Here is a 22,405-nt window from a genome sequence, read left to right on the forward strand (position 1 = left end):
CGACCTTGTCGGTCGGGCCCTTCGTCTCCTTTGCTGGAAGGTCATGCGCCATACATTGCGAGGCAAATACCCCGGACCTGACCAGTCCCGCCGATGACCTCGGCCATATCCGGGCGCGGACGCCCCTTCCGGGATGGCGCAGTCTCTCAGGCCCAGACCTGATCCGGATCAGGCAGGGGGATCGCATCAAGGAGCTCCCGAGTATAGGCCGCCCGCGGCTGGTCGAACAGCGCTGCCGTATCAGAGGATTCGACGATCTCACCCTGGTAAAGCACCATAATCCGGGAACACAGCCTCCGGATCACGCTCAGGTCATGGCTGATAAAGGCCAGTGTCAGGCCAAGCTCTTTCACCAGCCGCTCCAGCAGGTTCAGCACCTGCGCCTGGCTCGAGACATCCAGCCCCGAGACGATCTCATCCGCGAGGATGAAGTCCGGGCGCAGCGCGATGGCGCGGGCGATGCCCACCCGCTGCCGCTGGCCGCCCGACATCTCATGCGGGTAGCGGCTGGCCATGTCCTGCGGGAAGCCCACGAGATCCAGCGCCTCGGCGACGCGGCCCCGCACATCCGCCACACCATGCAGCCGCAGAGGCGCCGCGATCAGCTGACCCACCCGGTGGCGCGGGTTCAGCGATGACATCGGGTCCTGGAAAATCATCTGGAACCGCCGCCTGAGCGGGCGCAGCGCGGCGTCATTCAGATGGCTGATATCCTGGCCGTCAAACAGGAGCCGCCCCGCAGTCGGCTCCAGCAGCCGCACGAGACAGCGCCCGAGGGTCGACTTCCCCGAGCCCGATCCGCCGACAATCCCGATGATCTCGCCCTTGGCGATGGCGAAATCGAGGCCTTTGAGGATCTCGTTGCGCGGTGCCGGCCCCCAAAGCGGCTTGCGATTCAGATCGGGGAGCGAAAGGCGCAGCCCCTCGACACGGTAAAGCAGTTCAGACATGCACGCGCTCCCGGTCAAATGCATCGATCTCGGCCCGCACATCCGCGATGACCTGGTCGGGCACCGGGGTCAGGCTGGCGGTCGGATCGGTGTATTTCGGCGTCGCGGCCAGCAGCGCCCGCGAATAGGCATGGCGCGGGGCGGCAAAGAAACCCGGCACGTCATTATCCTCGACCACCATGCCGCCATAAAGCACCGAGAGCCGGTTACAGACCTTGGATACGACGCCCAGATCATGGGTCACGAACAGAAGTGCCGTACCATGCCTGGCCTGCATATCCCTGATAAGTTTCAGGATCTGCTTTTGCACCGTCACATCCAGCGCGGTCGTCGGCTCATCGGCGACGATCAGTTTCGGTGCGGCGGCAAAGGCCGAAGCGATCAGGATCCGCTGCCGCATCCCCCCGGAAAGCTCATGCGGATAGGCCCGCATCACCCGCGCGGGGTCCTGGATCCTGACCTCATCCAGCAACTCTTCGGCCCGCGCCACCGCCCGCGCCCGGTCCCAGCCCAGGATGTCCACCAGCCGGTCGGTGATCTGCGGCGCGATCCGGCGCGACGGGTTCAGCGCGGTCAGCGGATCCTGCGGGATCAGCGCACAGGTCTGACCGATCCGATGCCGCCGATCTTTATCAGACAGACGCTGCAGGTCTTCGCCGCCGAGGCGGATCTCGCCCCCCGTCACCTCGACCGCTTTCGGCAAGATCCCCAAAACCGCCTTGCCGATCATCGACTTGCCGGCACCACTTTCCCCAACCAGCCCCCGCACCTCGCCCGGCGCAACCGAGAGCGAAACACTGCGCAAAAGCGGGTGGTTCTGGCGCGTGATCCGCGCCGACAGGCCCTTCAGCTCAAGATAAGTCATCGCAGCACCGGATCGTAGCGGTTCTTCAGCCCTTCCCCCAGCTGGGAAAAGGCAAGAACGGTCAGGAAAAGCGCGATCAGCGGGAAGACCAAAACCCACCAGGCCTGGTTGATCGAGATCCGGCCTTCGGAAATCATCCCGCCCCAGGTCGGGTCATCGGTCGGGATCGAAAGGTTCACGAAACTGAGGATCGCCTCGATGATCACCGCGATGCCCATCTCCAGCGTCAAAAGCACCACGATGGTCGGTGCAACATTGGGCAGGATCTCGGTCAGCATGGTCGAGATACGGCCCCGACCGACCACGCGCGCCGAGGCGACATAATCCATCGCCCCCTGCCCCATCGCCTCGGCCCGGATCACCCGGGCAAACCGCGTCCAGTCGATCACCACGATCGCCACGATGATCGAGAAAAGCCCCGGCCCCATCACCGCGATCAGCAGGATGGAAAACAAAACCGGCGGAAAGGCCATCCAGATGTCGATAAAGCGCGAGATGATCGTGTCGACCCAGCCGCGCATATAGCCCGCCATCAGCCCCAGCCCCGCGCCAAGGACACAGGTGATCCCCCCCGCAACCAGCGCCACCGCCAGCGCGATCCGCGCGCCATAGATGATCCGGCTCAGCACATCGCGGCCAAGGCTGTCGGTCCCGAGCCAATAGCCAGGCTCGGCCCCCGCCATCCAGAAAGGCGGCATCCGGCCCAGGAACAGATCCTGCGCCAGCGGATCCTGCGGTGCTATCAGCGGCGCAAAAACCGCCGCCAGCGCCACCACACCAATCCAGCCTGCCGAGAGCCAGAGCCGCGGCCCCGCCCGGCGTTTCACAAGCGAACGGGCATCAGCCATGACGCAGCCTCGGGTTCAGAACGGCATAAAGCAGATCAACCACCAGGTTCACCCCGGTGAAGATCAGCGCGAATAGAATCACGATCCCCTGGATCAGCGGCAGATCGCGGTTGATCACCGCCTCGATGGCCATATTGCCAAGGCCCTCATAGGAAAACAGCCGCTCGATAATCACCGTGCCGCCGATCAGAAAGGTGAATTGCACCCCCACCAGCGTCAGCGTCGGCAGGACCGCATTGCGCAGGGCCTCGCGCAAAATGACATGCGTCTCGCCATAGCCCCGCGTCCGCGCCAGGGTGACGTAATCCAGATGCATGGTTTCTTTCAGGCTCTGCTTCAAAAGCTGCCCGATGATCGCCGCCAGCGGGATCGCCAGCGCCAGCGCCGGCAGGAACATATGACTGACGATATCGGCCCAAAGATCGAATCGCAGCCGGATCAGGCTCTCGAACAGGTAGAAATTGGTCGCAAAGGGCAGATCCAGCGACGGCGTCACCCGGCCCGAGATATGAAACACCGGCCAGAGCACGCCAAACCCCAGGATCAAGAGCAGCCCCCAAAGGAAATCCGGCACCGAAAGCGCCATTCCATTGGCAATATCTATCGCCGCCTCGGTCTTCGTCTCGCGCCGCCTTGTGCCCCAAAGCGCCACGCTCCCCCCGATGATGCAAGCCATGACCAGCGCCATAACCGACAATTCCAGCGTCGCCGGCAGCCGCCCCAGCACCATCCCCGTCACCGGCTGGCGCGCCGTGATCGAGGTACCGAAATCGCCCTGCACCACACCGCCCAGCCAGATGAAAAACTGCTCCGTAATCGAGCGGTCAAAGCCGTAAAGCGCATTCAGCCGCGCGATATCGGCCTCACCCGCCCCCGGCGGCAGCATCATCGCAATCGGATTGCCCGGCACCACCCGGATGACGACAAAGACAATCACCGCCACGCCCATAAGCGTGATCACTGTCGTCACCAGACGCCCCATCACTGTTCTGAAAAATTGCATCGCCACATCCCGAAAGCGCCGCAGACCCGGCCCTTTCATTTGCCCCTAAATATCCCGCGGGGGTCCGGGGGCGCGAAGCCCCCGGTGCCGCCACACTCAGCCGCGCGTCATCAGATGCGGCAACAAGGCACCAGAAGCATGAGGCGTCACCACCACACCTTTCGCGGACAGGATCGGCTGCACATATTGCAACAACGGGATCACCAGCGCCTCATCGGCGATGAACCGGTCCACCGCCTTCCAGCCCGCGATCCGCTTCGCCTCATCTTTCTCACCCCAGAGCGGGTTGATCATGTCGATCAGATCCTGCCCGTCCCAGACCGAATGCGGGCTCGGCCCGAACATGGCAAACCCCGTCCCGGTTGTCGGATCCCCGACCGAGTTCCCCCAGTTGTAAAACGCCGCCGGTGCCAGCTGATCGGCCGCGCGCAGCTCGTAATGTTTGGCGATCTCATAGACCTCGATCTCGGCCTCGATCCCCACGCGCCGCCACAGGCCCACAATCGCCTGGATCATCTCATAATCCTTAGGCTTGAAACCCCGCGTGGTCTGGATCTTGAACTTGACCGGATTGTCGGTCGAATAGCCCGAGGCCGCCAGCAATTCGACCGCCTTTTCCGGGCTGTAATCCACCGTGATCGACGGATCATAAGCCTCATATTCCGGCGTCTCCAGTGTGTCGATCTTCACGCCATACCCCGACAGAAGCCGGTCGATGATCGCCTGTTTGTCAATCGCATGGACGGCGGCCTTGCGGACATTCGGGTCCAGCATCACATCGATATCATTGAGGAAAATCATCCCGATATCCGAGATGGGCGTCGCCACGCCGTTCATAGAACCTTTAAGGCGGTCATATTCCTCATAGGGCATTTCCAGCGTGACATGGCTGTTGCCGGATTCGATTTCCGCCACCCGCGCCGCCGCATCGGTCACGAATTTGATCGTCACCGTTTTGAACTCGGGCGCGCCGCCCCAATAGGCCTCATTCGCCTTCAGCCGCACAAAGGCATTGCGCTCGAATTTCTCGACCATATAGGGGCCGGTGCCGATTGGCGCCGCCTCAAAGCCCTCGGCGCCGACCTTTTCATAATAGGTCTTGGGGAGCACATAGCCGGTCAGGAAATACATCCATTTGAAAATCGTGGGGTCGAATTGCTTCACATCGGCGATGACGCGATTGCCCTCGACACGGTGGTTTTCGAGCGTGCCCCAGACGAACTGAATCGGGCTGCCAGTGGCGGGGTCCGCCACCCGCGCCAGGCTCCAGGCCACATCCTCGGCGGTGAAATCCGATCCGTCATGCCATTTAACGCCCTCCCGCACCACCATCCAGATCTGGCTGTAATCCTCGTTCCAGCCCCATTCGGTCAAAAGCCCCGGCGCCGGTTTCAGATCGGGCTGTTGCAGGATGAACTGGTCAAACACCGACTGGTAAATGCCCTGGATCGTCGGGTTCACCGCACTCGGGCCGGTGGTCGGGTCCCAGCTGGGCAGCGTGACGTTATAGGCGATCACCAGCTCGTCGATCTCAGCCAGCGCGGGCAGGCTGAAGGCACCGAGTGTGACACTGGCCGCTGACAGTTGCAGCAAGGCTCTGCGGTTGAGTTTCATGTTGTTTCCCTGTCGTTTTTATGTGGATGGGTCAGTCATCGCGCGCCGGTCTGATGCCGGTTTGCCGCGCGGGGCAGTCGTTACTTTGCCAGTCTCCTCGCCAGCAGATAGCCGGGCCCCGCGCCGGTGCCGGCCCCGGGCCAGACCGCCGCGCCGGTCAGATGCAGGTTTTTCAGCGGCGTCGAGCCATCGGAATGGCCCCGCGCCGGGCGGAACATGAAGTTTTGTGACATATGGTGGCTGCCACAAACCTGATCGCCGCCGACCAGATTCGGGTTCTCCGCTTCCAGATCCAGGGGCGAGACCACACGTTTCCCGAGGATCTTTGCGCGTGTGCCCGGCGCGTAGCGTTCCAGAATATCCAGCGCACGTTCCGCCACCGGGGCGCTGGCCTCCTCCCAGCTGCGGGCCGTGATCTGGCCCGCCGCATCGCCTTTGATCTCGCCCGGCACCATCCGCACCTGCACCCAAAGGATGTGCCTGCCCTCCGGCGCGCGCGACGGGTCCTGGCCGGTCGGCTGGCCGACCACAAGGATCGGCTCATCAGGCAAAAGCCCGGCCTGGGCCTGCTGATAAACCCGCGCCTGCTGATCGAGGCTCGGCGCCAGGTGGATATAGGCGAAGCGCTTCAGCTCCTCTCCCGCGGCCCAGTCGGGCAGGCTGTCCATCGCGAGATGGATCATCATCGTGCCCGGCGCATAGGCGTAGTCAGACATCGCCCTGTCGAAACGCGGCTCGGTCGCACCGGTCAGCCGCAGCAGAGCCTGCGGCGCCACCCCGGCGATCACCGCTTTTCTCGCTGCAATGCGGCGTCCATCGGCCAGTTCAATGCCGCTCGCCTTGCCGTTTTCATGCAGGATACGGCTGACGCTGGCCCCGCATTCAATGCGCCCCCCCCGCGCCTCAATCGCCGCAACCATCGCCCTGATGATGGTATCCGCGCCACCCTGGCCCAGCATCATCCCGAAATTTTGTGCAACCATTCCCTCGAGATAGGGAAAAATACCGCCCCCCGCGACATCGGGCGCGTAATCGAGATGCAGCCCCCAGGCCCCCAGAAGCGCCTGCATCTTTGGCGAGCGGAAGGTCTTTGTCAGAAAGCGGCGCGGCGTCTGCGCCATGAATTGCGCGATATCCAGACTGCCGTCGATTTTGTTGCGGCGCAGCATTTTAAACATGAAATATGCAATCGCATTGAATTTCATCGGCATCGAAAGGATGCCGCCTATTGCCTCGGCCGTTTGCGGAAAGCTCTCAATCAGCTCTGCCCAGGCCTCGGCATCTGCGGGATCCTCGGCTTTGATCCGCGCGAGGGTTTCGGCGCGGTCCGTGGTCACGCCCAGCCAGCTCCCATCCGGAAAGGCCGAGGCAAAGGGCTTTGACACCGGCAGAAAGGTGCAGCCATGTCGCGCCAGTTCCTGCCCATACTCCCTATAAAACGCCGATCCGGCGAAGAGATTGAGGTTCATCGCCGCCCAGTCATGGCGATAGCCCGGCAGGGTATAGTCGCCGGTCTTCACCGCGCCACCCGGGGCAGAGGCCTGTTCGAAAAGCCCGACTTTCCAACCCTTTGCCGCCAGGTGCAAGGCACAGGCAAGGGCGTTATGCCCCGCCCCGATCAGGATCGCATCATAGCTGTCGGACATTTTTCTGATCCCTGCGTTTTAAGATATATTTGCAAACGCATTTATTTCTGTCTAGCGTGATTCTCACAGGCGCTGAGAAAAGCGTTACGCCGCGCCGGAATGGTCCTGGAACCAAACAGGTGGCGCGCCGGACACCAATCAAAGACCGCATGGTCAGACAGGGAGAACGGATATGACCGCAGCCAACGCGCTGATACAGCTTGCGGGTTTGCTGGCTTCGGGCGGGGTCAGGGTGGTTGACCTGACCGCAACGCTCGGGCCGGAAACGCCGCTTCTGAAACTTCCGCCGGAATTCGCGAAAGACACGCCGCCGGTTAAGATCCACAAGATCAGCGAATATGATGACAACGGCCCCTTCTGGGCCTGGAATTGGTTAGAGCTGGGCGAGCATTCCGGTACCCATTTCGACGTGCCGCATCACTGGATCACCGGTCGCGAAAATCCCGAAGGCTATACTGACACAATCGACGTCCAGCGCCTGATCGCGCCGGTCAATGTGCTGGATTTCAGCGCCGACTGCGCGGCCGACCCGGATTTCCTGCTGACCATCGACCATGTGAAAGCCTGGGAGGCCGAACATGGCGCGATCCGGGCCGGCGAGTGGGTCGTCCTGCGCTCGGACTGGGATCAGTATAACCATGACGAGGCGCTGTTCCTGAACGCCAATGAGACCGGCCCCCATACCCCTGGCCCGACCGCCGAAGTGGTGCAATATCTGATCGATAAGGGCATTGTCGGCTGGGGCAGCCAGTGTATCGGCACCGATGCGGGCTCTGCCGGTGGTATGACGCCGCCCTATCCGGCACATAACCTGCTCCATGCCAATAACCGCTTTGGCCTTGCCTCGCTGGTCAATCTCGACAAGTTGCCGCCGAAGGGCGCGATCCTGATTGCGGCACCTTTGAAAATCAAACAGGGCACCGGCTCGCCGATCCGCGCGCTGGCGCTCGTTGCGGAAAGCTGACCCCTATGGCCGCTGTCGATCACATCATCATCGGATCCGGGATCAACGGGCTGGTTGCTGCCAGTCTGCTGGCGCTGAAGGGCCGCAAGGTCCTGGTGCTGGAACGCGAAGAGGTCGCGGGAGGGTGCCTGCGCACGACCGAGCTGCATCCCGGTTTCCTGCATGATCCGATGGCGGCCACATTCGTTCTGTTCATGACCAGCCCGGCCGGGGCGGCGCTTGGGCCGCATCTGGCGAAACACGGGTTCGACTATTGCCACACGCCGCATCCGACGGCGGTGCTGCGCCCGGACGGGCGGGCGCTGGTGCTCTCGACCAATCGGGCAGAGAATATCGCGGCGCTGAACGCGGCTGCGCCCGGTGACGGCGATGCCTTTGCCGCCGAGGTCGACCGGCTGGCGGCGGATGCGCCTTTCATGTTCGCGATCCTCGGCCAGCCGCTCTGGTCCTGGGCCACGCTGAAGGTACTGCTGAAAGAGACCCGCAAACGCGGGTTGCGCGGGCTCGCGGGCTGGATGGGCCAGCAACTTGACCCGATGCGCGGCTGGCTGGAGACCACGTTCAGATCCGAAGACACCCGCGCGCTTTTCGCGCCCTGGGCGCTGCATTGCGGGCTGACGGTCGAGAATGCCTATTCCGGCGCCATGGGGCGCGTGATCGCCTTCGCGCTGGAGGCCGCTGGCGCGCCCATCTCGAAAGGCGGCGCGGGCCAGGCGGCAAAGGCTTTCGTCTCGCTGATCGAAGCCAATGGCGGCGAGGTGCGCTGCAATGCTGATGTTGATGAAATCACCGTGGAAAAGGGCCGGGTGACCGGCGTACGTCTGCAAGACGGCAACACGATCCCGGCGAAATCGGTGCTGGCCTCGGTAGCACCTGGGCAGCTTTACACCCGGTTGCTGAAAGATGTGAACCTGCCCGAAGAGAAGGCCGCGCTGAAACGCTTCCGCCATGGGCGCGGCGATTTCCAGCTGCATTTCGCGCTGGACGGGGTGCCGGAATGGAAGACACCGGGGCTGGATCAGGTGGCGCTGATCCATCTGGCGGACAGCGTCGATGCAGTGTCGAAAGCCTCGAACGAAGCGGAACGAGGCCTCTTTCCTGTCACCCCGACGATCTGCGTCGGCCAGCCCTCGCGACTGGACCCTTCGCGCTGCCCCGAGGGAAAAGCAGTGCTTTGGTTGCAGATCCCCGATGCGCCAACCGTGATCAAAGGCGATGCGGCGGGCGAGATCCAGGCCCGCGACTGGGACGAGGCGCGCGAGGCTTTCGTCGACCGCCTCCAGGCCATTCTTGCAAGCCATATCAAGGATTTCGACAGGCTCGTTCTGGCTCGGCGCGCCTATAGCCCGAAAGATCTGGAACGGATGAACGTTAACCTTGTCGGCGGCGACCCCTATGGCGGTTCCTGCGCGGTGGATCAGTTCTTCATCTGGCGGCCGTTTTACAATGCCACTAATGGCACCGGCCCGGTGCGCGGCCTGATCCATATCGGCGCCTCGACCCATCCGGGGCCGGGGCTGGGCGGCGGCTCGGGCTATAATGCCGCAAAGAGGCTGGGCGCATGAGCAGTGAACCCCCTGCCCCCGCGCAGCGCCTTGGCCAGATCGGGCTGTCGTCTTTCCCGCCCTATCTGATGAACCGGCTCATGGGCCAGTATAACGGCATTCTGCGCAGCGAGATGGCCGATATGGGCCTGACCACCGCCAAGATGCGCGCGCTTGGCGTGCTTTCGGTGCTGGACGGCCCGCTGATCCGCGAGCTGGCGGAACTCGCCGTGACCGAACAATCGACACTGTCGCGCGCGCTCGACCAGCTCCAGGCCGAGGGTCTCGTGCGGCGCGAGGCCGACCCGAATGACAGCCGCGCCACGCGGATCTATTCGACCGATCTCGGCCGTGCCGCGTTTGAACGGATCTGGCCACATATGGCGCTGGCGACCGAGCGGATGTTTCGCGGCATCTCCGATGACGAGCGGCATGCTTTCGTCGGCACATTGCAAAAAATGCTGGCCAATATCTGCAAGCAAGAGGTTTAAGCCATGGCAGAGCGCAGTTTCAAAGCCGAGGTCGAACACCTGCGCAAAGGCGCGGGCGAGACCTTTACCGGCGAAGGGATTCTCGCGCTGACCAAGGCGCTTCTGGAATGTGGCGTCGGATATGTCGGCGGTTATCAGGGCGCGCCGATTTCCCACATGATGGATGTCCTTTCAGACGCCGAAGAGCTGATGGCAGAACTTGGCATCCGGTTCGAGGCCAATGCCAATGAGGCGGGCGCGGCGGCGATGCTGGCGGCCTCGGTCCATTATCCGATCCGCGGCGCGGTGACGTTCAAGGGGCCGGTCGGCGTCAATGTGGCCTCGGATGCGCTGGCGAACCTGACGGATTCCGGCGTCACTGGCGGCGCGCTGATCATCGTGGGCGAGGATTACGGCGAAGGGTCCTCGATCATGCAGGAACGCAGCCATGCTTTCGCGATGAAATCGCAGATGTGGCTCCTGGATCCGCGCCCGAACCTCCAGGCGATGGTCGATGCGGTGCATTACGGGTTCGACATGTCCGAGGCGACCAATACGCCGGTCATGATGATCGTCCGGATCCGGTCCTGCCATGTCACCGGCACCTTTGAATGCCGCGACAACAGGCGCCCTGCTTTGACGGTGAAAGACGCGCTCAAGAACCCGCAGACCGATTTCACCCGCGTCGTGCTGCCGCCCTTCACCTATCTTCACGAGCAGGACAAGATCAACAATCGCTGGCCAGCGGCTGAGAAATACATCACCGAACATCAGCTGAATGAGTTTTTCGGCCCCGCTGGCGGCAAGACCGGGCTGATCGTCCAGGGTGGCATGTATAATGGTGTGATCCGGGCCTTGCAGCGCATGGGCCTCGCCGATCTTTACGGCAATACCGAAGTGCCGATCTATTGCCTGAACGTAGCCTATCCGCTGGTCTCATCCGAATTTCTCGACTTCTGCGAGGGCAAGGACCATGTCCTTGTCGTCGAAGAGGGCCATCCGGAATTTATGGAGCAACAGCTCTCCACCTATCTCTACCGCGCCGGGTCTTCGGTAAAACTCCATGGCAAGGGGATACTGCCGATGGGGGGCGAATATACCGGCCAGGTCATGCTCGACAGCCTGACGGCCTTTCTGAAGATCGCCGCACCGGGGATGCTGCCCGCCACGGTGCGCGCGCCCAATGAAGACAAGCCGCAGCTGCCGGATCTGACCAAAGTGGTTCCGATGCGCCCGCCCGGGTTCTGCACCGGCTGCCCCGAGCGCCCGATTTTTGCCGCGCTGAAAATGGTGCAGCAGGAACGCGGTAAGCATCAGATCACCGCCGATATCGGCTGCCACCTGTTCGGCTCCATGCCGCCCTTTTATGTCGGCGGCGCCACGATGGGTTACGGGCTTGGCCCGGCGGCCAATGCCGCCTTTGACGGCGGTGGCGAGCGGCGCCCGATCTCGATCATCGGCGATGGCGGCTTCTGGCATAACGGGCTGAACAGCTCGATCGGCAATATGGTGTTCAACAAATCCGACGGCCTCGTGGTGGTGGTCGACAACTATTATTCAGCGGCAACCGGCGGCCAGGATGTGATGTCGTCGCGCGCGGCGAATGACACCAAGGCGACCAACAACCCGATCTCGCAGGCGGTGAAGGGCATCGGCGTTAAATGGGTGCGCCAGATTGACCACACCTATGATGTGCCGAAGCTGAAAGCCACGATCACCGAGGCCCTGACCACGCCGGAAAAGGGCCCCAAGGTCATCGTCGCCTCGTCGGAATGCATGCTGAACAAACAGCGCCGCGAGCGGCCTTTGAAAGCCAAAGCGATCAAGGAAGGCCGCCGGGTCGAGGCACCGCGCTTTGGCGTGGATGAGGCGGTCTGCACCGGCGATCACGCCTGTATGCGGCTTTCGGGCTGTCCGTCTCTGGGGCTGAAACATACCAACGACCCGCTCCGCGACGATCCGGTGGCCTGGATCGACCAGACCTGTGTCGGCTGCGGCAATTGCGGCGAGGTGGCCGATGCGGCGGTGCTCTGCCCCAGTTTCTACCGCGCCGATGTGGTCCATAACCCGACCCGGTTCGAGAAATGGCGGGCCGGGCTGCGCGCCCGCCTGATCTCATGGCTTGCGCGGCGCCGCGCCGCCCGCAGGCTGGAGTTCCCGGTATGAGCCTGCATGAGGTTCTTCCCCCGCTTCAGCCGGATGAAAAGCTGAAATCCATCATCAAAGTGGCGATCTATGCGGTGGGCGGCCAGGGCGGCGGCGTGCTGACCGGCTGGATCGAGGATCTGGCGCGCGCGCAAGGGTTTGCGGCCCAGGCGACCTCGGTCGCGGGCGTGTCGCAGCGGACCGGCGCCACGATCTACTATGTCGAGATGGCGCCGATGGAAGGCGGCCAGCCGGTCTTTTCGCTGATGCCGGCGGCGGGCGATGTCGATGTGATGATCGCCGCCGAATGGATGGAGGCCGGGCGCGCCATCATTCGCGGCTTTGTCACGCCGGAGCGCACAACGCTGATCGCCTCGACCCATCGCAATCTGGCCGTGTCGGAAAAGATGGTGCCGGGCGACGGTGTCGCCGACCCGGAGGCCGTGCGCGAGGCCGCGATTCAGACCGCAAGGCGCCTGTTTGCCGCCGATTACGAGGCCGTGGCGGTCAAAAACGGCTCGGTCATTTCCTCAACCCTGTTCGGGGCGCTGGCGGCCTCGGGCGCGCTCCCTTTCCCGCGCGAGGCGTTCGAACAGGCGATCCGCCAGTCCGGCGGCAAGGGGATCGAGGCCAGTATTCGTGCCTTTGGCGCAGGCTATGACGCCGCGCTGCAGGGTGATATCGGCAAGAACGAACCTGCGCCCCGCGTCACGGATACGCCGGTGCGCGGCCCGGCAAAACTGATGGCGGCCTGGGAAAAACTGATGACCCGGGTGAGGGCCCTGCCCGCCCCGGTCGCTGAAATGGCGGAACACGGGCTGCGCAAGGTGGTCGGCTTTCAGGATATCGCCTATGGCGCCGACTATCTCGACCGGCTGGCAGGCGTGCTGGCGCGCGACCATGCCCCCTGGGATCTGTCGGTCCATGCTGCGAAATATATCGCCAATGCAATGTGTTATGATGATGTGATCCGGGTCGCCGATCTGAAAACCCGCGGCAACCGCTTTCAGCGGATCCGGGGCGAGATGGGCGCGAAGGATCAGCAGCTGATGCAGCTGACCGAATTCATGCATCCCCGCGCCGAGGAAATCGCCGGCATGTTGCCCCGGAAATGGGGGGCGCGGGTCGAGGCCAATCCAAAATCCATGGCGCGGCTCAACCGCTGGTTCGGACATGGAAGGCGCATCCGTACCGACAGTTTTCGCGGCTATGCGATGCTTTATGTGCTGGGCGGGATGAAATTCTGGCGCCGCCGCACGCTGCGCCACGCGCAGGAGGTTGCCCATCTCGAGGCCTGGCTGACCCGCGCGATGGCCGAGGCCGACAGCAATTACCCGCTCGCGGTGGAGCTGATCCGCTGCCGCCGTCTGATCAAGGGCTATTCCGATACCCATGCGCGGAGCCTGTCGAAATTCGACCGGGTGCTGGCGGCGATTGATCTGGTCTCGGGGCGCGCAGATGCCGCCGACTGGGCGCGGCGTCTGCGCGAGGCGGCGCTGAAGGATGAGGAAGGCAAGGATCTCGACGGCGCGATCCAGACAATTCGCAGCTTTCTGTAACCCGGTTGGGGTTACAGACCCGGCGCGAGCAGATAGCGCGTCTTCAGCGCGGGCGGAGCGGTATATTCCAGCCCGGCAAGCACCTCCCGAACGCGCGCCGGTCCATGGATTTCCAGCATCCCGAACGGGCCGCGCGGGAAATTCAGCCCGAGCCGGAGCGCTGTATCGATGCCGTCCCGGGTGGTGCCACCTTCGGCCAGAAGCCAGGCGGCCTCATTGACAAGCGTTGCCTCGATCCTGAGCGCGATCGCTGCCGCGTCGGCGGGCGGTGTTTCGGGACGGTCAGGAAAGAGAAAGCCCTTTCCGGTCTTGCGCCCCAGATTGCCGCTCGCGACCTGGGCTTTAAGCGCGTCAAACACATGGTAACGCGGGCTATGCGCCATGGCGGTGGCCAGGCTTTCGGTCGCGGCAAGGTTAATATCGGCCCCGACCAGATCAATGAGGCTAAAAGGCCCCAGCCTGTAGCCCGCCGCCAGCATCGCGGCGTCGATCTCGCCTGCTTCGCGGCCTTCCTCCAATAGCGCCAGGGCCTCGCCGTAGAACGGGCGCGCGCAGCGGTTGACGATGAAGCCGGGGCGATCGGGGCAGGCAATCACGGTCTTGCCTGCGGCCTCGGTCAGACTGTGCGCGCGAGCCAGCGCCTCTGGCGCAGATCCCTCATGCGCGACCAGTTCCACCAGCTTCATCACCGGCGCAGGGTTGAAGAAATGCAGCCCCAAAAGGCGGCCCGGGTTACGCAGCCCCTCGGCCATCGCGGCCACCGAAAGCGAGGATGTATTCGTCGCCAGCACCGCATCCGGCGCCATCACCGCCTCTAGCGCGGTGAAGATCGCGGTTTTCACATCAAGCCGCTCCACCACCGCCTCGATCGCAAGATCGGCGGCGCCCATCGCGTCAACGCCTGGCACCACCTGGAACCGCGCCATAAGCGCATCGCGGGCCTCCGGGGTCAGCTTGCCGGCCTCGACCCGGGGCGCGAGCGCGCCCGCCAGGCGCTCGGTCGCGTTGTCACGGGCGGGCTCATGCGCATCGGTCGCGAGCACATCAAACCCCGCTGCCGCATAGGTCTGCGCAATCCCCAGCCCCATCGTGCCAAGGCCAATCACCGCAACCGTCGCCATCTCACTTCCCCTGATAGACGGGTTTACGCTTTTCGCGGAAGGCGCGGATGCCCTCGGCCTTGTCCTGGCTGTCCAAAAGCGTCTCGAACGCGGCCCGCTCTGAGGTCAGCGCAAGCGCGGCCTCGGCGCCTTCGACCAGCGCGGCCTTTGCCGCCGCCAGTGCCAGTGGCGCCCGCAATGCGAGGCGGGCGGTCAGCGTGGCACCCTCGGCCAAAGCATCGCCCATGCGATGCGAGGCCAGACCCCAGGCGAAGGCCGTATCCGCATCGATGATTTCCCCGGTCAGCACCAGCCGCGCCGCCCGCGCCGGGCCGACCCGCGCCATGAGACGCTGCCCGCCCCCGGCACCTGGAATGATCCCGAGATTGCTTTCCGGCAGACCCAGCCGCGCGGTATCACCGACCAGCAAAAGATCGGCCATCAGCGCGAGTTCCAGCCCGCCGCCAAGCGCGAAACCCTCGACCGCTGCGACCAGCGGTTTCGGAAAAGCGCGGATCGCCGCCCAATGCGCCTTGCGCGGATCAAGCGCCGCATCAGAGCTGGATTTCGTCTCTATCTCGGCAATATCTGCGCCTGCGGCAAAGTTCCCCTCGGCCCCGTGCAGCAGCACTGCCCGGCAACCGGGATCCGCTGCCAGCCGGTTCAGCACCGAAGCCAGATCTGCCAGAAGCCCCGTATTCAAGGCGTTTTTAGCCGCAGGCCGGTTCAGGATCAGCCGCGTCCAGCCGCCCTCATCACTCTCGATCAGATGTTCCATAACGGCAGAATGCCCTCTCACCATGAATATTCAAGTCGAAAAATTTTAAACTTGAAATTTATTTTGAAAGCCGCAAGGATCGGCGCAAATCAGGGAGTTCCGGCTATGAAGATCCTTTGCCTCGGGGCGGGTCCGGCGGGCCTTTATTTCGCCATTTCGATGAAGCTGCGCGATCCGTCCCATGACGTCACGGTGCTGGAACGCAACAAGGCCAATGACACATTCGGCTGGGGCGTGGTTCTGTCGGATGATGCCCTTGGCCGGATGCAGAAGAACGATCCCGTCTCGACCGAGGCGATCCGTGCCGATTTCGCCTATTGGGATGATATTGCCGTGATCCATGACGGGGTCCGCACGGTTTCGGGCGGGCATGGTTTCGCCGGGATCGGGCGCAAGGCGATGCTGATCCTGTTGCAAAACCGCGCGCGTGAGCTGGGCGTCAATCTGCAATTTGAGACCATCTTCAAATCCGCTGAAGAGTATCGCCAGGATTACGACCTGGTTGTCGGCTGCGACGGCATCAACAGCATCGTGCGCAACGAATATAAAGATGTCTTCCGGCCCGATATCGACCTGCGCAAATGCAAGTTCATCTGGCTTGGCACACATCAGAAATTCGATGACGCTTTCACCTTCATTTTCGAGAAAACCCGGCATGGCTGGGTCTGGGCGCATGTCTACCAGTTCGACAACAACACCGCGACTTTCATCGTCGAAACCCTTCCCGAGACATGGGAGAAATTCGGTTTCGCCACGATGTCAAAAGAGGAAATCGTCGAGACCTGCCGCCAGATTTTCGAATCCCACCTCGGCGGGCATGAACTGATCTCGAACGCGGCGCATCTGCGCGGCTCGGCGGTCTGGTCGCAATTCCCCCGCGTGATCTGCGACAAGTGGTATCACGAGAATGTCGTGCTGATGGGCGATGCGGCGGCGACCGGGCATTTCTCGATCGGCTCGGGCACGCGGCTGGCCTTTGATTCCGCGATTGCGCTGGCCGAATATCTGCATTCCGAGCCGGATATGCAGGCGGCATTTGAACGCTATCAGGAAGAGCGCCGGGTCGAGGTGCTGCGCCTGCAATCAGCGGCGCGCAACAGCCTTGAATGGTTCGAACAGGTCGAGCGTTACCTCGATATGCCCTCACCCCAGTTCGCCTATTCGCTGCTGACGCGTTCGCAGCGGATCAGCCATGAAAACCTGCGGCTGCGTGACCCGGAATGGCTCGCCAGCGCGGAAGACTGGTTCCAGGAACAGGCGGGGGGCCAGAAGGGCAGCCGCCCGATGTTTGCGCCCTTTAAGCTGCGGGATATGCAGCTGAAGAACCGCATCGTCATGTCACCGATGGCGCAATACAAGGCCGTCGATGGCTGTCCGACCGACTGGCACCTGATCCATTACGCGGAACGCGCCAAGGGTGGTGCGGCGCTGATCTATACAGAAATGGCCTGTGTCTCGGCCACTGGCCGCATCACGCCCGGCTGCCCCGGTCTTTACGCGCCGGAACATGAGGCGGCCTGGAAACGGCTCGCGGATTTCATTCATGCCGAGACCACGGCGAAACTTTGCATCCAGATCGGCCATGCCGGGCGCAAGGCTTCGACCTGTGTTCCCTGGGATGGCGGCATTGATGCACCGCTCAAAACCGGCAACTGGCCGGTGATCTCGGCCTCGCCCATCGCCTATAAGCCCGATCTTGCAGTGCCGAAAGAGATGGACAAGGCCGATCTGGCAGCGGTGAAAGGCGAATTCGTCGCAGGCGCCGAAATGGCGCAGCGCGCGGGCGCCGATATGATCGAGATGCACGCGGCCCATGGCTATCTGCTGGCCTCCTTCATCAGCCCGGTCACCAACCGGCGCACAGATGAATATGGTGGCAGCCTGGAAAACCGCCTGCGCTATCCTCTGGAGGTGTTTCGCGCGATGCGCGCCGTCTGGCCCGAGGAAAAGCCGATGTCGGTCCGGATCTCGGCGCATGACTGGATCGAGGGCGGCGTGACCCCCGAAGACGCGGTCGAGATCGCACGCCAGTTCAGCGCGGCGGGCGCCGATATCATCGACGTCTCGTCAGGGCAGACCGACCCGGCCGAACGCCCGATCTATGGCCGCATGTTCCAGACGCCGTTTTCCGACCGGATCCGCAACGAGGCGGGGCTTTCGACCATGGCCGTCGGCAATATCACCGACTGGGATCAGGCCAATGGCATCCTGATGGCGGGCCGCGCCGATCTGGTGATGATCGGACGGATGCATCTGGCCGATGCCAACTGGACGCTGCACGCGGCCATTGACCAGGGCGAGGCCAATGCCGAATGGCCCGCCCCCTACCGTCATGGCCAGGTGACACTGACCCGGCTGCATCAACGCCAGCAAGAGGCGATAAGGGCATGACCGATCTTACCGGCAAGCGCGTTCTGATCACCGGCGGCGGCACCGGCGTTGGTGCCGACCTGGCCCGGGGCTTTGCCGCAAAAGGCGCCGAAGTGGTGATCTGCGGGCGGCGCCTCGCGCCGCTCGAGGCGGTTGCCGGGCCGATTGGCGCGCAGGCCTTGCAGGCCGATGTGACGGATGAGGCGGATGTGAAACGCCTGTTCACCGAGGCCGGGCGCTGCGACATTGTGATCGCCAATGCCGGGGCCTCGACCTCGGCGCCGCTGGCGAAGACCTCGCTGGCGGACTGGAACGCGATGCTTGCGGTCAATCTCACCGGGGTCTTCCTGACCTTCCGCGCAGCGCTGTCGCAATTTGACGGATGGGGGCGGCTGATTGCGGTCGCCTCGACCGCCGGACTGAAAGGTTATGCCTATGTTGCGCCCTATGCGGCGGCGAAACATGGCGTGGTCGGCATGGTCAAAAGCCTGGCACTTGAAGTGGCGAAGAAGCCCGTCACGGTGAATGCGCTGTGCCCGGGGTTTCTTGATACCGAGATGACCGACCGTTCGGTTGCAAATATCGTCGAAAAAACCGGGATGAGCGCGGGTGACGCGCGCAGGACGCTCGCCGCCACCAATCCGCAACTGCGCCTGATCCAGCCCGCCGAGGTGACTTCGGCTGCGCTGTGGTTGTGCGGTGAAGGTGCCGGGGGCATCAATGGCCAGGCATTGGCGATTGCAGGAGGCGAGGTGTGAGCGAGGGGTCAAAGCGAAGGCTGAAGCTATGGATCCGGATGCTGGCGGTGACGCGCAGTTCTGAATCGGGTTTGCGTGAATTCCTGCGGCTGACGCATGACACGACGCTGCCGCGGTTTGACGTGATGGCGGCGCTTTACCGGCGGCGTGAGGGCTGCACCATGAGCGAGCTGAGCCGGCTTTTGCTGGTATCGAACGGCAATGCAACGACGGTGGTGGACCGGCTGGAGAAAGACGGGCTGGTCGCGCGCCGCCCGTCCGAGACCGACCGCCGCACGGTCTATGTCGGATTGACGCCCGAAGGGCTGAACCAGTTCGAAGCCCTCGCCTCGGGGCATGAGGCCGAGGTGGCAAAGATCTTTGCCGGGCTCGACGATGCGGATGTCGATGTCCTGACGGAAATTCTGAAGAAGGCGATGAAGAAATGAGCAGTCTTACGCGGACCGAACTGGCCGGGCTGAAACCGGAACATTTCCTCTGGGAGGTGAAAGATCGCGTAGCTGTGCTGCGGCTGAACCGCCCTGACCGCAAGAACCCGCTGACCTTCGAGAGCTATGCCGAGCTGCGCGACACATTCCGGGCGCTGGTCTATGCGACAGATGTGGATGTGGTGGTCTTTGCCCCGAATGGCGGCAATTTCTGCTCGGGCGGCGATGTGCATGACATTATCGGCCCGCTGGTCGGTATGGATATGAAGGATCTGCTGGCCTTTACCCGCATGACCGGCGATCTCGTGAAGGCGATGATCGGCTGCGGCAAGCCGATCATTTCGGCGGTGGACGGGATCTGTGTCGGCGCCGGCGCAATCATCGCCATGGCATCAGACCTGCGGCTGGCGACGCCCGAGGCGAAATGCGCGTTTCTGTTCACCCGGGTCGGCCTTGCGGGCTGCGATATGGGCGCCTGCGCCATGCTGCCCCGAATCATCGGTCAGGGCCGCGCCGCCGAGCTTTTGTATACCGGAAGGGTGATGTCGGCTGAGGAAGGTGCGGCCTGGGGGTTCTGGAACGGGGTCCATTCCGCAGAGGCGCTGGAGGCGGAGGCGCTGAAACTCGCCACACGCATCGCTTCGGGGCCGGTCTTTGCGCATGGCATCACCAAGACCCAGCTGAACCAGGAATGGAATATGGGCCTGGAACAGGCGATCGAGGCCGAGGCCCAGGCCCAGGCGATCTGCATGCAGACCCGCGATTTTGAACGGGCCTATCACGCCTTTGTCGCGAAAGAGAAACCCGTGTTCCAGGGCGACTGAGCTTTGGGATTTTGGCCGATGACCGGGGGTTTTGCACCCCCGGACCCCCGCAGGATATTTTTGGACAGATGAAATGAGCGACCGCAGTTTTCTGGATTGGCCCTTCTTTGAGACGCGTCACCGTGAGTTGTCAGCGGCGCTGGAGGAATGGGCCGCCGGGCATCTGCCGGTGGATCACAGTGATGTCGATACCGCCTGCAAAGGCCTGGTGCGGGATCTGGGGGCGGCGGGTTTTCTGCGGCATTCCGGGGCTGATGAGGGCGAAGTGCTGGATGTCAGGAGCCTTTGTCTGATCCGCGAGACGCTCTCGCGCCATGATGCGCTGGCGGATTTTGCCTTTGCCATGCAGGGGCTTGGCATGGGGGCGGTGTCGCTGGTTGGCACGCCCGGGCAGCGGCTCTGGCTGAAGAAGACGCGGGCCGGTGAGGCGATTTCGGCCTTTGCGCTGACGGAACCGGGGTCAGGGTCGGACGTGGCCAACAGCACCACCCTGGCCGAAAAGGTCGAGGGCGGCTGGCGACTTTCGGGCGAGAAGACCTATATCTCGAACGGGGGCATCGCGGATCTCTATGTGATCTTTGCCCGCAGCGGCGAGGCGCCGGGCGCGCGCGGGCTTTCGGCCTTTCTGATGCCGGCAGATGTGGCGGGGCTGGAGATTGCGGAACGGATCGGGGTGATGGCACCGCATCCGCTGGCGCGGCTGAAACTGGATCAGGTGTTCCTGCCCGAGTCTGCGCTGATCGGCACGGCGGGGGCCGGGTTCAAGCTGGCGATGTCGGTGCTGGATGTGTTTCGTTCAACCGTGGGGGCGGCGGCTTTGGGCATGGCGCGGCGCGCGCTGGATGAGGCGTTGAGCCGTGTGCAGAGCCGCCGGATCCAGGGCGAGCCTCTGTCATCTTTGCAGATGGTGCAGGGGCATCTGGCCGATATGGCACTGAAGATCGACGCGGCGGCTTTGCTGGTCTACCGCGCCGCCTGGACCAGGGACCAGGGCGCGGCGCGGATCACCCGCGAGGCCGCGATGGCGAAGCTTTACGCGACCGAGGCCGCCCAGGAGGTGATCGACGCGGCGCTGCAGCTGCATGGCGGCGACGGGGTGCGCAGCGGCATGAAGGTCGAGGAGCTTTACCGCGATATTCGTGCGCTGAGGATCTATGAGGGCGCCTCGGATGTGCAGCGCGTGGTGATTGCGCGCAGCCTTCTGGGTTAGAATTTCAGGACGACCATCAACAACAGGGAAATATGGCAATGACCAGGGCACTTGACGGCGGCATCACCCGGCTGGGAACGGGTATCGAAGGTCTGGAATGGAACATTCTGGGCCAGCGCTATTTCCCCAAAGCCGATTGCGCCAGCACCTTTTCCTTCGAGACCAATTCCGAGCCGGGCCAGTTCGTGCCGGTGCATATTCACCCGACCCAGGATGAATTCATCCTGGTCCAGGAGGGTGAGCTGCATGTGAAGCTCGATGGTGTCTGGTCGGTGGCACGGCCCGGCGACCTGGTGAAAATGCCGCGCGGCGTGCCGCATGGCTATTTCAACAAGGGCGATGTGCCCTCGCGCGCTTTGTTCTGGGTCTCGCCCGCCGGGGATCTGCGCGCTTTGTTCGAACAGTTGCACAATATGACCGATGTAGCAGAGGTCGTCCGCGTCTCGGCTGAACATGCGGTTGATTTCCTGCCGCCCGAAGCCAACGAATGAGGCAAGGGAAATGATCTGGCACCGCCCCATCCGGATAGAGTTCAACCATTGCGACCCGGCGGGGATCGTCTTCTATCCGCGCTATTTCGAGATGACGAATTCCGTCGCCGAGAACTTTTTCCGGGAGGTGGCGGGCCTGCCCTATGAGGTGATGATGGCCGGCGGCAATGGTGTGCCGCTGGCCCAGGTGACAGCGGAGTTTCATGCGCCCTCGCGCCTCGGCGAGGTACTGGACTGGCAGCTGACGGTCATACGGATCGGCCGCGCCTCGATCACCTGCCATATCGAGGCGCATCATTCCGGTGAGAACGGCGCGGGCAGCCACCGTCTGACCGCTGGTCTGACGCTGGTCTATGTCGACGGATCGGGGCAGTCCCATCCCTGGCCGGAGGATGTCCGGGCCCGGATCAAAGCATTTCAGGAGAAACCATGAGCATTCAGACCCTGCATCCCGAAGGCTGGAAACCCGCAAAAGGCTATGCGAATGGCATGGCCGCCGAGGGCCGGATGGTCGTGACCGGCGGGCTGGTCGGCTGGAATGCGCAATGTGAGTTCGAGAGCGATGATTTCGTCGATCAGACGGCGCAGACCCTGCGCAATATCGTCGCGGTGCTGGCCGAAGCCGGTGCCAGGCCCGAACATCTGGTGCGGCTGACCTGGTATATCACCACCAAAGACGAATATCTCGGCGGGCTCAAGCGTCTTGGCGCGCATTACAAAGAGATCATCGGCCGCCACTACCCCGCCATGGCGGTGGTCCAGGTCATCGCCCTGATGGAGGACCGCGCCAAGGTCGAGATCGAGGCCACGGCCGTGATCCCGGCCTGACTGCGCAAGA

The 22,405-nt window shown here is 63.2% G+C and carries 21 protein-coding genes; 13 read left to right on the forward strand and 8 right to left on the reverse strand.

Translation table 11 applies throughout. The features are described from left to right. Nucleotides 1–146: 146 nt before the first annotated feature. The 6 genes from AC4FS3_RS01515 to AC4FS3_RS01540 all read right to left on the reverse strand — a co-directional run bounded on the left by AC4FS3_RS01515 (nt 147) and on the right by AC4FS3_RS01540 (nt 6,926). Entirely contained in the window at nt 147–950 is an 804-nt protein-coding gene (locus AC4FS3_RS01515; protein ID WP_491019061.1) for an ATP-binding cassette domain-containing protein, read from the reverse strand. Then, entirely contained in the window at nt 943–1,815 is an 873-nt protein-coding gene (locus tag AC4FS3_RS01520; protein ID WP_491019062.1) for an ABC transporter ATP-binding protein, read from the reverse strand. The genes AC4FS3_RS01515 and AC4FS3_RS01520 overlap by 8 nt, the downstream gene beginning before the upstream one ends. Then, nucleotides 1,812–2,663 (reverse strand): ABC transporter permease, encoded by an 852-nt coding sequence (locus AC4FS3_RS01525; protein ID WP_283176627.1) that lies wholly within the window; start codon nt 2,661–2,663, stop codon nt 1,812–1,814. Before AC4FS3_RS01525 ends, AC4FS3_RS01520 begins: the two co-directional genes overlap by 4 nt. Further along, nucleotides 2,656–3,666 (reverse strand): ABC transporter permease, encoded by a 1,011-nt coding sequence (locus AC4FS3_RS01530; RefSeq protein WP_491019063.1) that lies wholly within the window; start codon nt 3,664–3,666, stop codon nt 2,656–2,658. Before AC4FS3_RS01530 ends, AC4FS3_RS01525 begins: the two co-directional genes overlap by 8 nt. Before the next feature lie 96 nt (nt 3,667–3,762). Continuing rightward, on the reverse strand, nt 3,763–5,280 hold the full coding sequence (locus AC4FS3_RS01535; RefSeq protein WP_491019064.1) for an ABC transporter substrate-binding protein: 1,518 nt from the start codon (nt 5,278–5,280) through the stop codon (nt 3,763–3,765). Nucleotides 5,281–5,360: 80 nt separating this feature from the next. Next, a complete protein-coding gene (locus tag AC4FS3_RS01540; RefSeq protein ID WP_491019065.1) occupies nt 5,361–6,926 on the reverse strand; it encodes a phytoene desaturase family protein in 1,566 nt (521 codons plus the stop codon). Between the two features lie 172 nt (nt 6,927–7,098). Here AC4FS3_RS01540 and AC4FS3_RS01545 point away from each other — a divergent pair, with 172 nt between their 5' ends. From AC4FS3_RS01545 to AC4FS3_RS01565, 5 genes are read left to right on the forward strand one after another with little or no spacing between them, the layout of a single operon-like run. Next, complete coding sequence (locus tag AC4FS3_RS01545) at nt 7,099–7,890, forward strand: cyclase family protein (RefSeq protein ID WP_491019066.1); 792 nt, start codon at nt 7,099–7,101, stop codon at nt 7,888–7,890. A gap of 5 nt (nt 7,891–7,895) precedes the next feature. Then, nucleotides 7,896–9,455, forward strand: a complete 1,560-nt coding sequence (locus AC4FS3_RS01550) for a phytoene desaturase family protein (protein ID WP_491019067.1) — start codon at nt 7,896–7,898, stop codon at nt 9,453–9,455. Beyond that, a complete protein-coding gene (locus tag AC4FS3_RS01555; RefSeq protein WP_283176621.1) occupies nt 9,452–9,925 on the forward strand; it encodes a MarR family winged helix-turn-helix transcriptional regulator in 474 nt (157 codons plus the stop codon). The genes AC4FS3_RS01550 and AC4FS3_RS01555 overlap by 4 nt, the downstream gene beginning before the upstream one ends. Before the next feature lie 3 nt (nt 9,926–9,928). Further along, on the forward strand, nt 9,929–12,070 hold the full coding sequence (locus AC4FS3_RS01560) for a thiamine pyrophosphate-dependent enzyme (RefSeq protein ID WP_491019068.1): 2,142 nt from the start codon (nt 9,929–9,931) through the stop codon (nt 12,068–12,070). Continuing rightward, the gene (locus AC4FS3_RS01565) at nt 12,067–13,608 is read left to right on the forward strand and encodes an indolepyruvate oxidoreductase subunit beta family protein (protein ID WP_491019069.1); all 1,542 of its coding nucleotides are present in this window, start codon (nt 12,067–12,069) and stop codon (nt 13,606–13,608) included. The genes AC4FS3_RS01560 and AC4FS3_RS01565 overlap by 4 nt, the downstream gene beginning before the upstream one ends. 11 nt (nt 13,609–13,619) lie before the next feature. Here AC4FS3_RS01565 and AC4FS3_RS01570 read toward each other — a convergent pair whose 3' ends face one another. Together AC4FS3_RS01570 and AC4FS3_RS01575 are read right to left on the reverse strand one after the other, a co-directional pair. Next, nucleotides 13,620–14,729, reverse strand: a complete 1,110-nt coding sequence (locus tag AC4FS3_RS01570) for a 3-hydroxyacyl-CoA dehydrogenase (protein ID WP_491019070.1) — start codon at nt 14,727–14,729, stop codon at nt 13,620–13,622. Nucleotide 14,730: 1 nt separating this feature from the next. Then, a complete protein-coding gene (locus AC4FS3_RS01575; RefSeq protein ID WP_491019071.1) occupies nt 14,731–15,486 on the reverse strand; it encodes an enoyl-CoA hydratase-related protein in 756 nt (251 codons plus the stop codon). 105 nt (nt 15,487–15,591) lie between these two features. On the opposite strand from AC4FS3_RS01575, the gene AC4FS3_RS01580 reads away from it, so the two are divergent. The 8 genes from AC4FS3_RS01580 to AC4FS3_RS01615 all read left to right on the forward strand — a co-directional run bounded on the left by AC4FS3_RS01580 (nt 15,592) and on the right by AC4FS3_RS01615 (nt 22,395). Next, nucleotides 15,592–17,877: a bifunctional salicylyl-CoA 5-hydroxylase/oxidoreductase gene (locus tag AC4FS3_RS01580; RefSeq protein WP_491019072.1), complete on the forward strand. Its 2,286-nt coding sequence runs from the start codon at nt 15,592–15,594 to the stop codon at nt 17,875–17,877. Then, a complete protein-coding gene (locus tag AC4FS3_RS01585) occupies nt 17,874–18,614 on the forward strand; it encodes an SDR family NAD(P)-dependent oxidoreductase (RefSeq protein WP_491019073.1) in 741 nt (246 codons plus the stop codon). Before AC4FS3_RS01580 ends, AC4FS3_RS01585 begins: the two co-directional genes overlap by 4 nt. Further along, nucleotides 18,611–19,042 (forward strand): MarR family winged helix-turn-helix transcriptional regulator, encoded by a 432-nt coding sequence (locus AC4FS3_RS01590; protein ID WP_283176614.1) that lies wholly within the window; start codon nt 18,611–18,613, stop codon nt 19,040–19,042. Before AC4FS3_RS01585 ends, AC4FS3_RS01590 begins: the two co-directional genes overlap by 4 nt. Then, the gene (locus AC4FS3_RS01595; RefSeq protein WP_491019074.1) at nt 19,039–19,866 is read left to right on the forward strand and encodes an enoyl-CoA hydratase family protein; all 828 of its coding nucleotides are present in this window, start codon (nt 19,039–19,041) and stop codon (nt 19,864–19,866) included. Before AC4FS3_RS01590 ends, AC4FS3_RS01595 begins: the two co-directional genes overlap by 4 nt. 73 nt (nt 19,867–19,939) lie before the next feature. Next, nucleotides 19,940–21,076: an acyl-CoA dehydrogenase family protein gene (locus AC4FS3_RS01600; RefSeq protein ID WP_491019075.1), complete on the forward strand. Its 1,137-nt coding sequence runs from the start codon at nt 19,940–19,942 to the stop codon at nt 21,074–21,076. A 38-nt stretch (nt 21,077–21,114) separates the two neighbouring features. Further along, nucleotides 21,115–21,567 carry a cupin domain-containing protein gene (locus AC4FS3_RS01605; RefSeq protein WP_491019076.1) on the forward strand — a complete coding sequence of 151 codons (453 nt, stop codon included), beginning with the start codon at nt 21,115–21,117 and terminating at the stop codon, nt 21,565–21,567. 10 nt (nt 21,568–21,577) lie between these two features. After that, entirely contained in the window at nt 21,578–22,000 is a 423-nt protein-coding gene (locus tag AC4FS3_RS01610) for an acyl-CoA thioesterase (protein ID WP_491019077.1), read from the forward strand. Further along, on the forward strand, nt 21,997–22,395 hold the full coding sequence (locus AC4FS3_RS01615) for a RidA family protein (protein ID WP_491019078.1): 399 nt from the start codon (nt 21,997–21,999) through the stop codon (nt 22,393–22,395). The genes AC4FS3_RS01610 and AC4FS3_RS01615 overlap by 4 nt, the downstream gene beginning before the upstream one ends. The last annotated feature ends 10 nt before the right edge of the window (nt 22,396–22,405 follow it).

The sequence above is a fragment of the Pseudogemmobacter sp. TB195 genome (assembly GCF_058313095.1).

What these genes read in the sequence shown, in the direction of transcription:
- AC4FS3_RS01555 (WP_283176621.1), top strand. Translation starts at nt 9,452, where the DNA reads ATGAGCAGTGAACCCCCTGCCCCCGCGCAGCGCCTTGGCCAGATCGGG.
- AC4FS3_RS01605 (WP_491019076.1), top strand. Translation starts at nt 21,115, where the DNA reads ATGACCAGGGCACTTGACGGCGGCATCACCCGGCTGGGAACGGGTATC.
- AC4FS3_RS01615 (WP_491019078.1), top strand. Translation starts at nt 21,997, where the DNA reads ATGAGCATTCAGACCCTGCATCCCGAAGGCTGGAAACCCGCAAAAGGC.
- AC4FS3_RS01520 (WP_491019062.1), bottom strand. Translation starts at nt 1,815, where the DNA reads ATGACTTATCTTGAGCTGAAGGGCCTGTCGGCGCGGATCACGCGCCAG.
- AC4FS3_RS01525 (WP_283176627.1), bottom strand. Translation starts at nt 2,663, where the DNA reads ATGGCTGATGCCCGTTCGCTTGTGAAACGCCGGGCGGGGCCGCGGCTC.
- AC4FS3_RS01575 (WP_491019071.1), bottom strand. Translation starts at nt 15,486, where the DNA reads ATGGAACATCTGATCGAGAGTGATGAGGGCGGCTGGACGCGGCTGATC.
- AC4FS3_RS01535 (WP_491019064.1), bottom strand. Translation starts at nt 5,280, where the DNA reads ATGAAACTCAACCGCAGAGCCTTGCTGCAACTGTCAGCGGCCAGTGTC.
- AC4FS3_RS01565 (WP_491019069.1), top strand. Translation starts at nt 12,067, where the DNA reads ATGAGCCTGCATGAGGTTCTTCCCCCGCTTCAGCCGGATGAAAAGCTG.
- AC4FS3_RS01600 (WP_491019075.1), top strand. Translation starts at nt 19,940, where the DNA reads ATGAGCGACCGCAGTTTTCTGGATTGGCCCTTCTTTGAGACGCGTCAC.
- AC4FS3_RS01530 (WP_491019063.1), bottom strand. Translation starts at nt 3,666, where the DNA reads ATGCAATTTTTCAGAACAGTGATGGGGCGTCTGGTGACGACAGTGATC.
- AC4FS3_RS01545 (WP_491019066.1), top strand. Translation starts at nt 7,099, where the DNA reads ATGACCGCAGCCAACGCGCTGATACAGCTTGCGGGTTTGCTGGCTTCG.
- AC4FS3_RS01585 (WP_491019073.1), top strand. Translation starts at nt 17,874, where the DNA reads ATGACCGATCTTACCGGCAAGCGCGTTCTGATCACCGGCGGCGGCACC.
- AC4FS3_RS01580 (WP_491019072.1), top strand. Translation starts at nt 15,592, where the DNA reads ATGAAGATCCTTTGCCTCGGGGCGGGTCCGGCGGGCCTTTATTTCGCC.
- AC4FS3_RS01595 (WP_491019074.1), top strand. Translation starts at nt 19,039, where the DNA reads ATGAGCAGTCTTACGCGGACCGAACTGGCCGGGCTGAAACCGGAACAT.
- AC4FS3_RS01540 (WP_491019065.1), bottom strand. Translation starts at nt 6,926, where the DNA reads ATGTCCGACAGCTATGATGCGATCCTGATCGGGGCGGGGCATAACGCC.
- AC4FS3_RS01515 (WP_491019061.1), bottom strand. Translation starts at nt 950, where the DNA reads ATGTCTGAACTGCTTTACCGTGTCGAGGGGCTGCGCCTTTCGCTCCCC.
- AC4FS3_RS01560 (WP_491019068.1), top strand. Translation starts at nt 9,929, where the DNA reads ATGGCAGAGCGCAGTTTCAAAGCCGAGGTCGAACACCTGCGCAAAGGC.
- AC4FS3_RS01570 (WP_491019070.1), bottom strand. Translation starts at nt 14,729, where the DNA reads ATGGCGACGGTTGCGGTGATTGGCCTTGGCACGATGGGGCTGGGGATT.
- AC4FS3_RS01610 (WP_491019077.1), top strand. Translation starts at nt 21,578, where the DNA reads ATGATCTGGCACCGCCCCATCCGGATAGAGTTCAACCATTGCGACCCG.
- AC4FS3_RS01550 (WP_491019067.1), top strand. Translation starts at nt 7,896, where the DNA reads ATGGCCGCTGTCGATCACATCATCATCGGATCCGGGATCAACGGGCTG.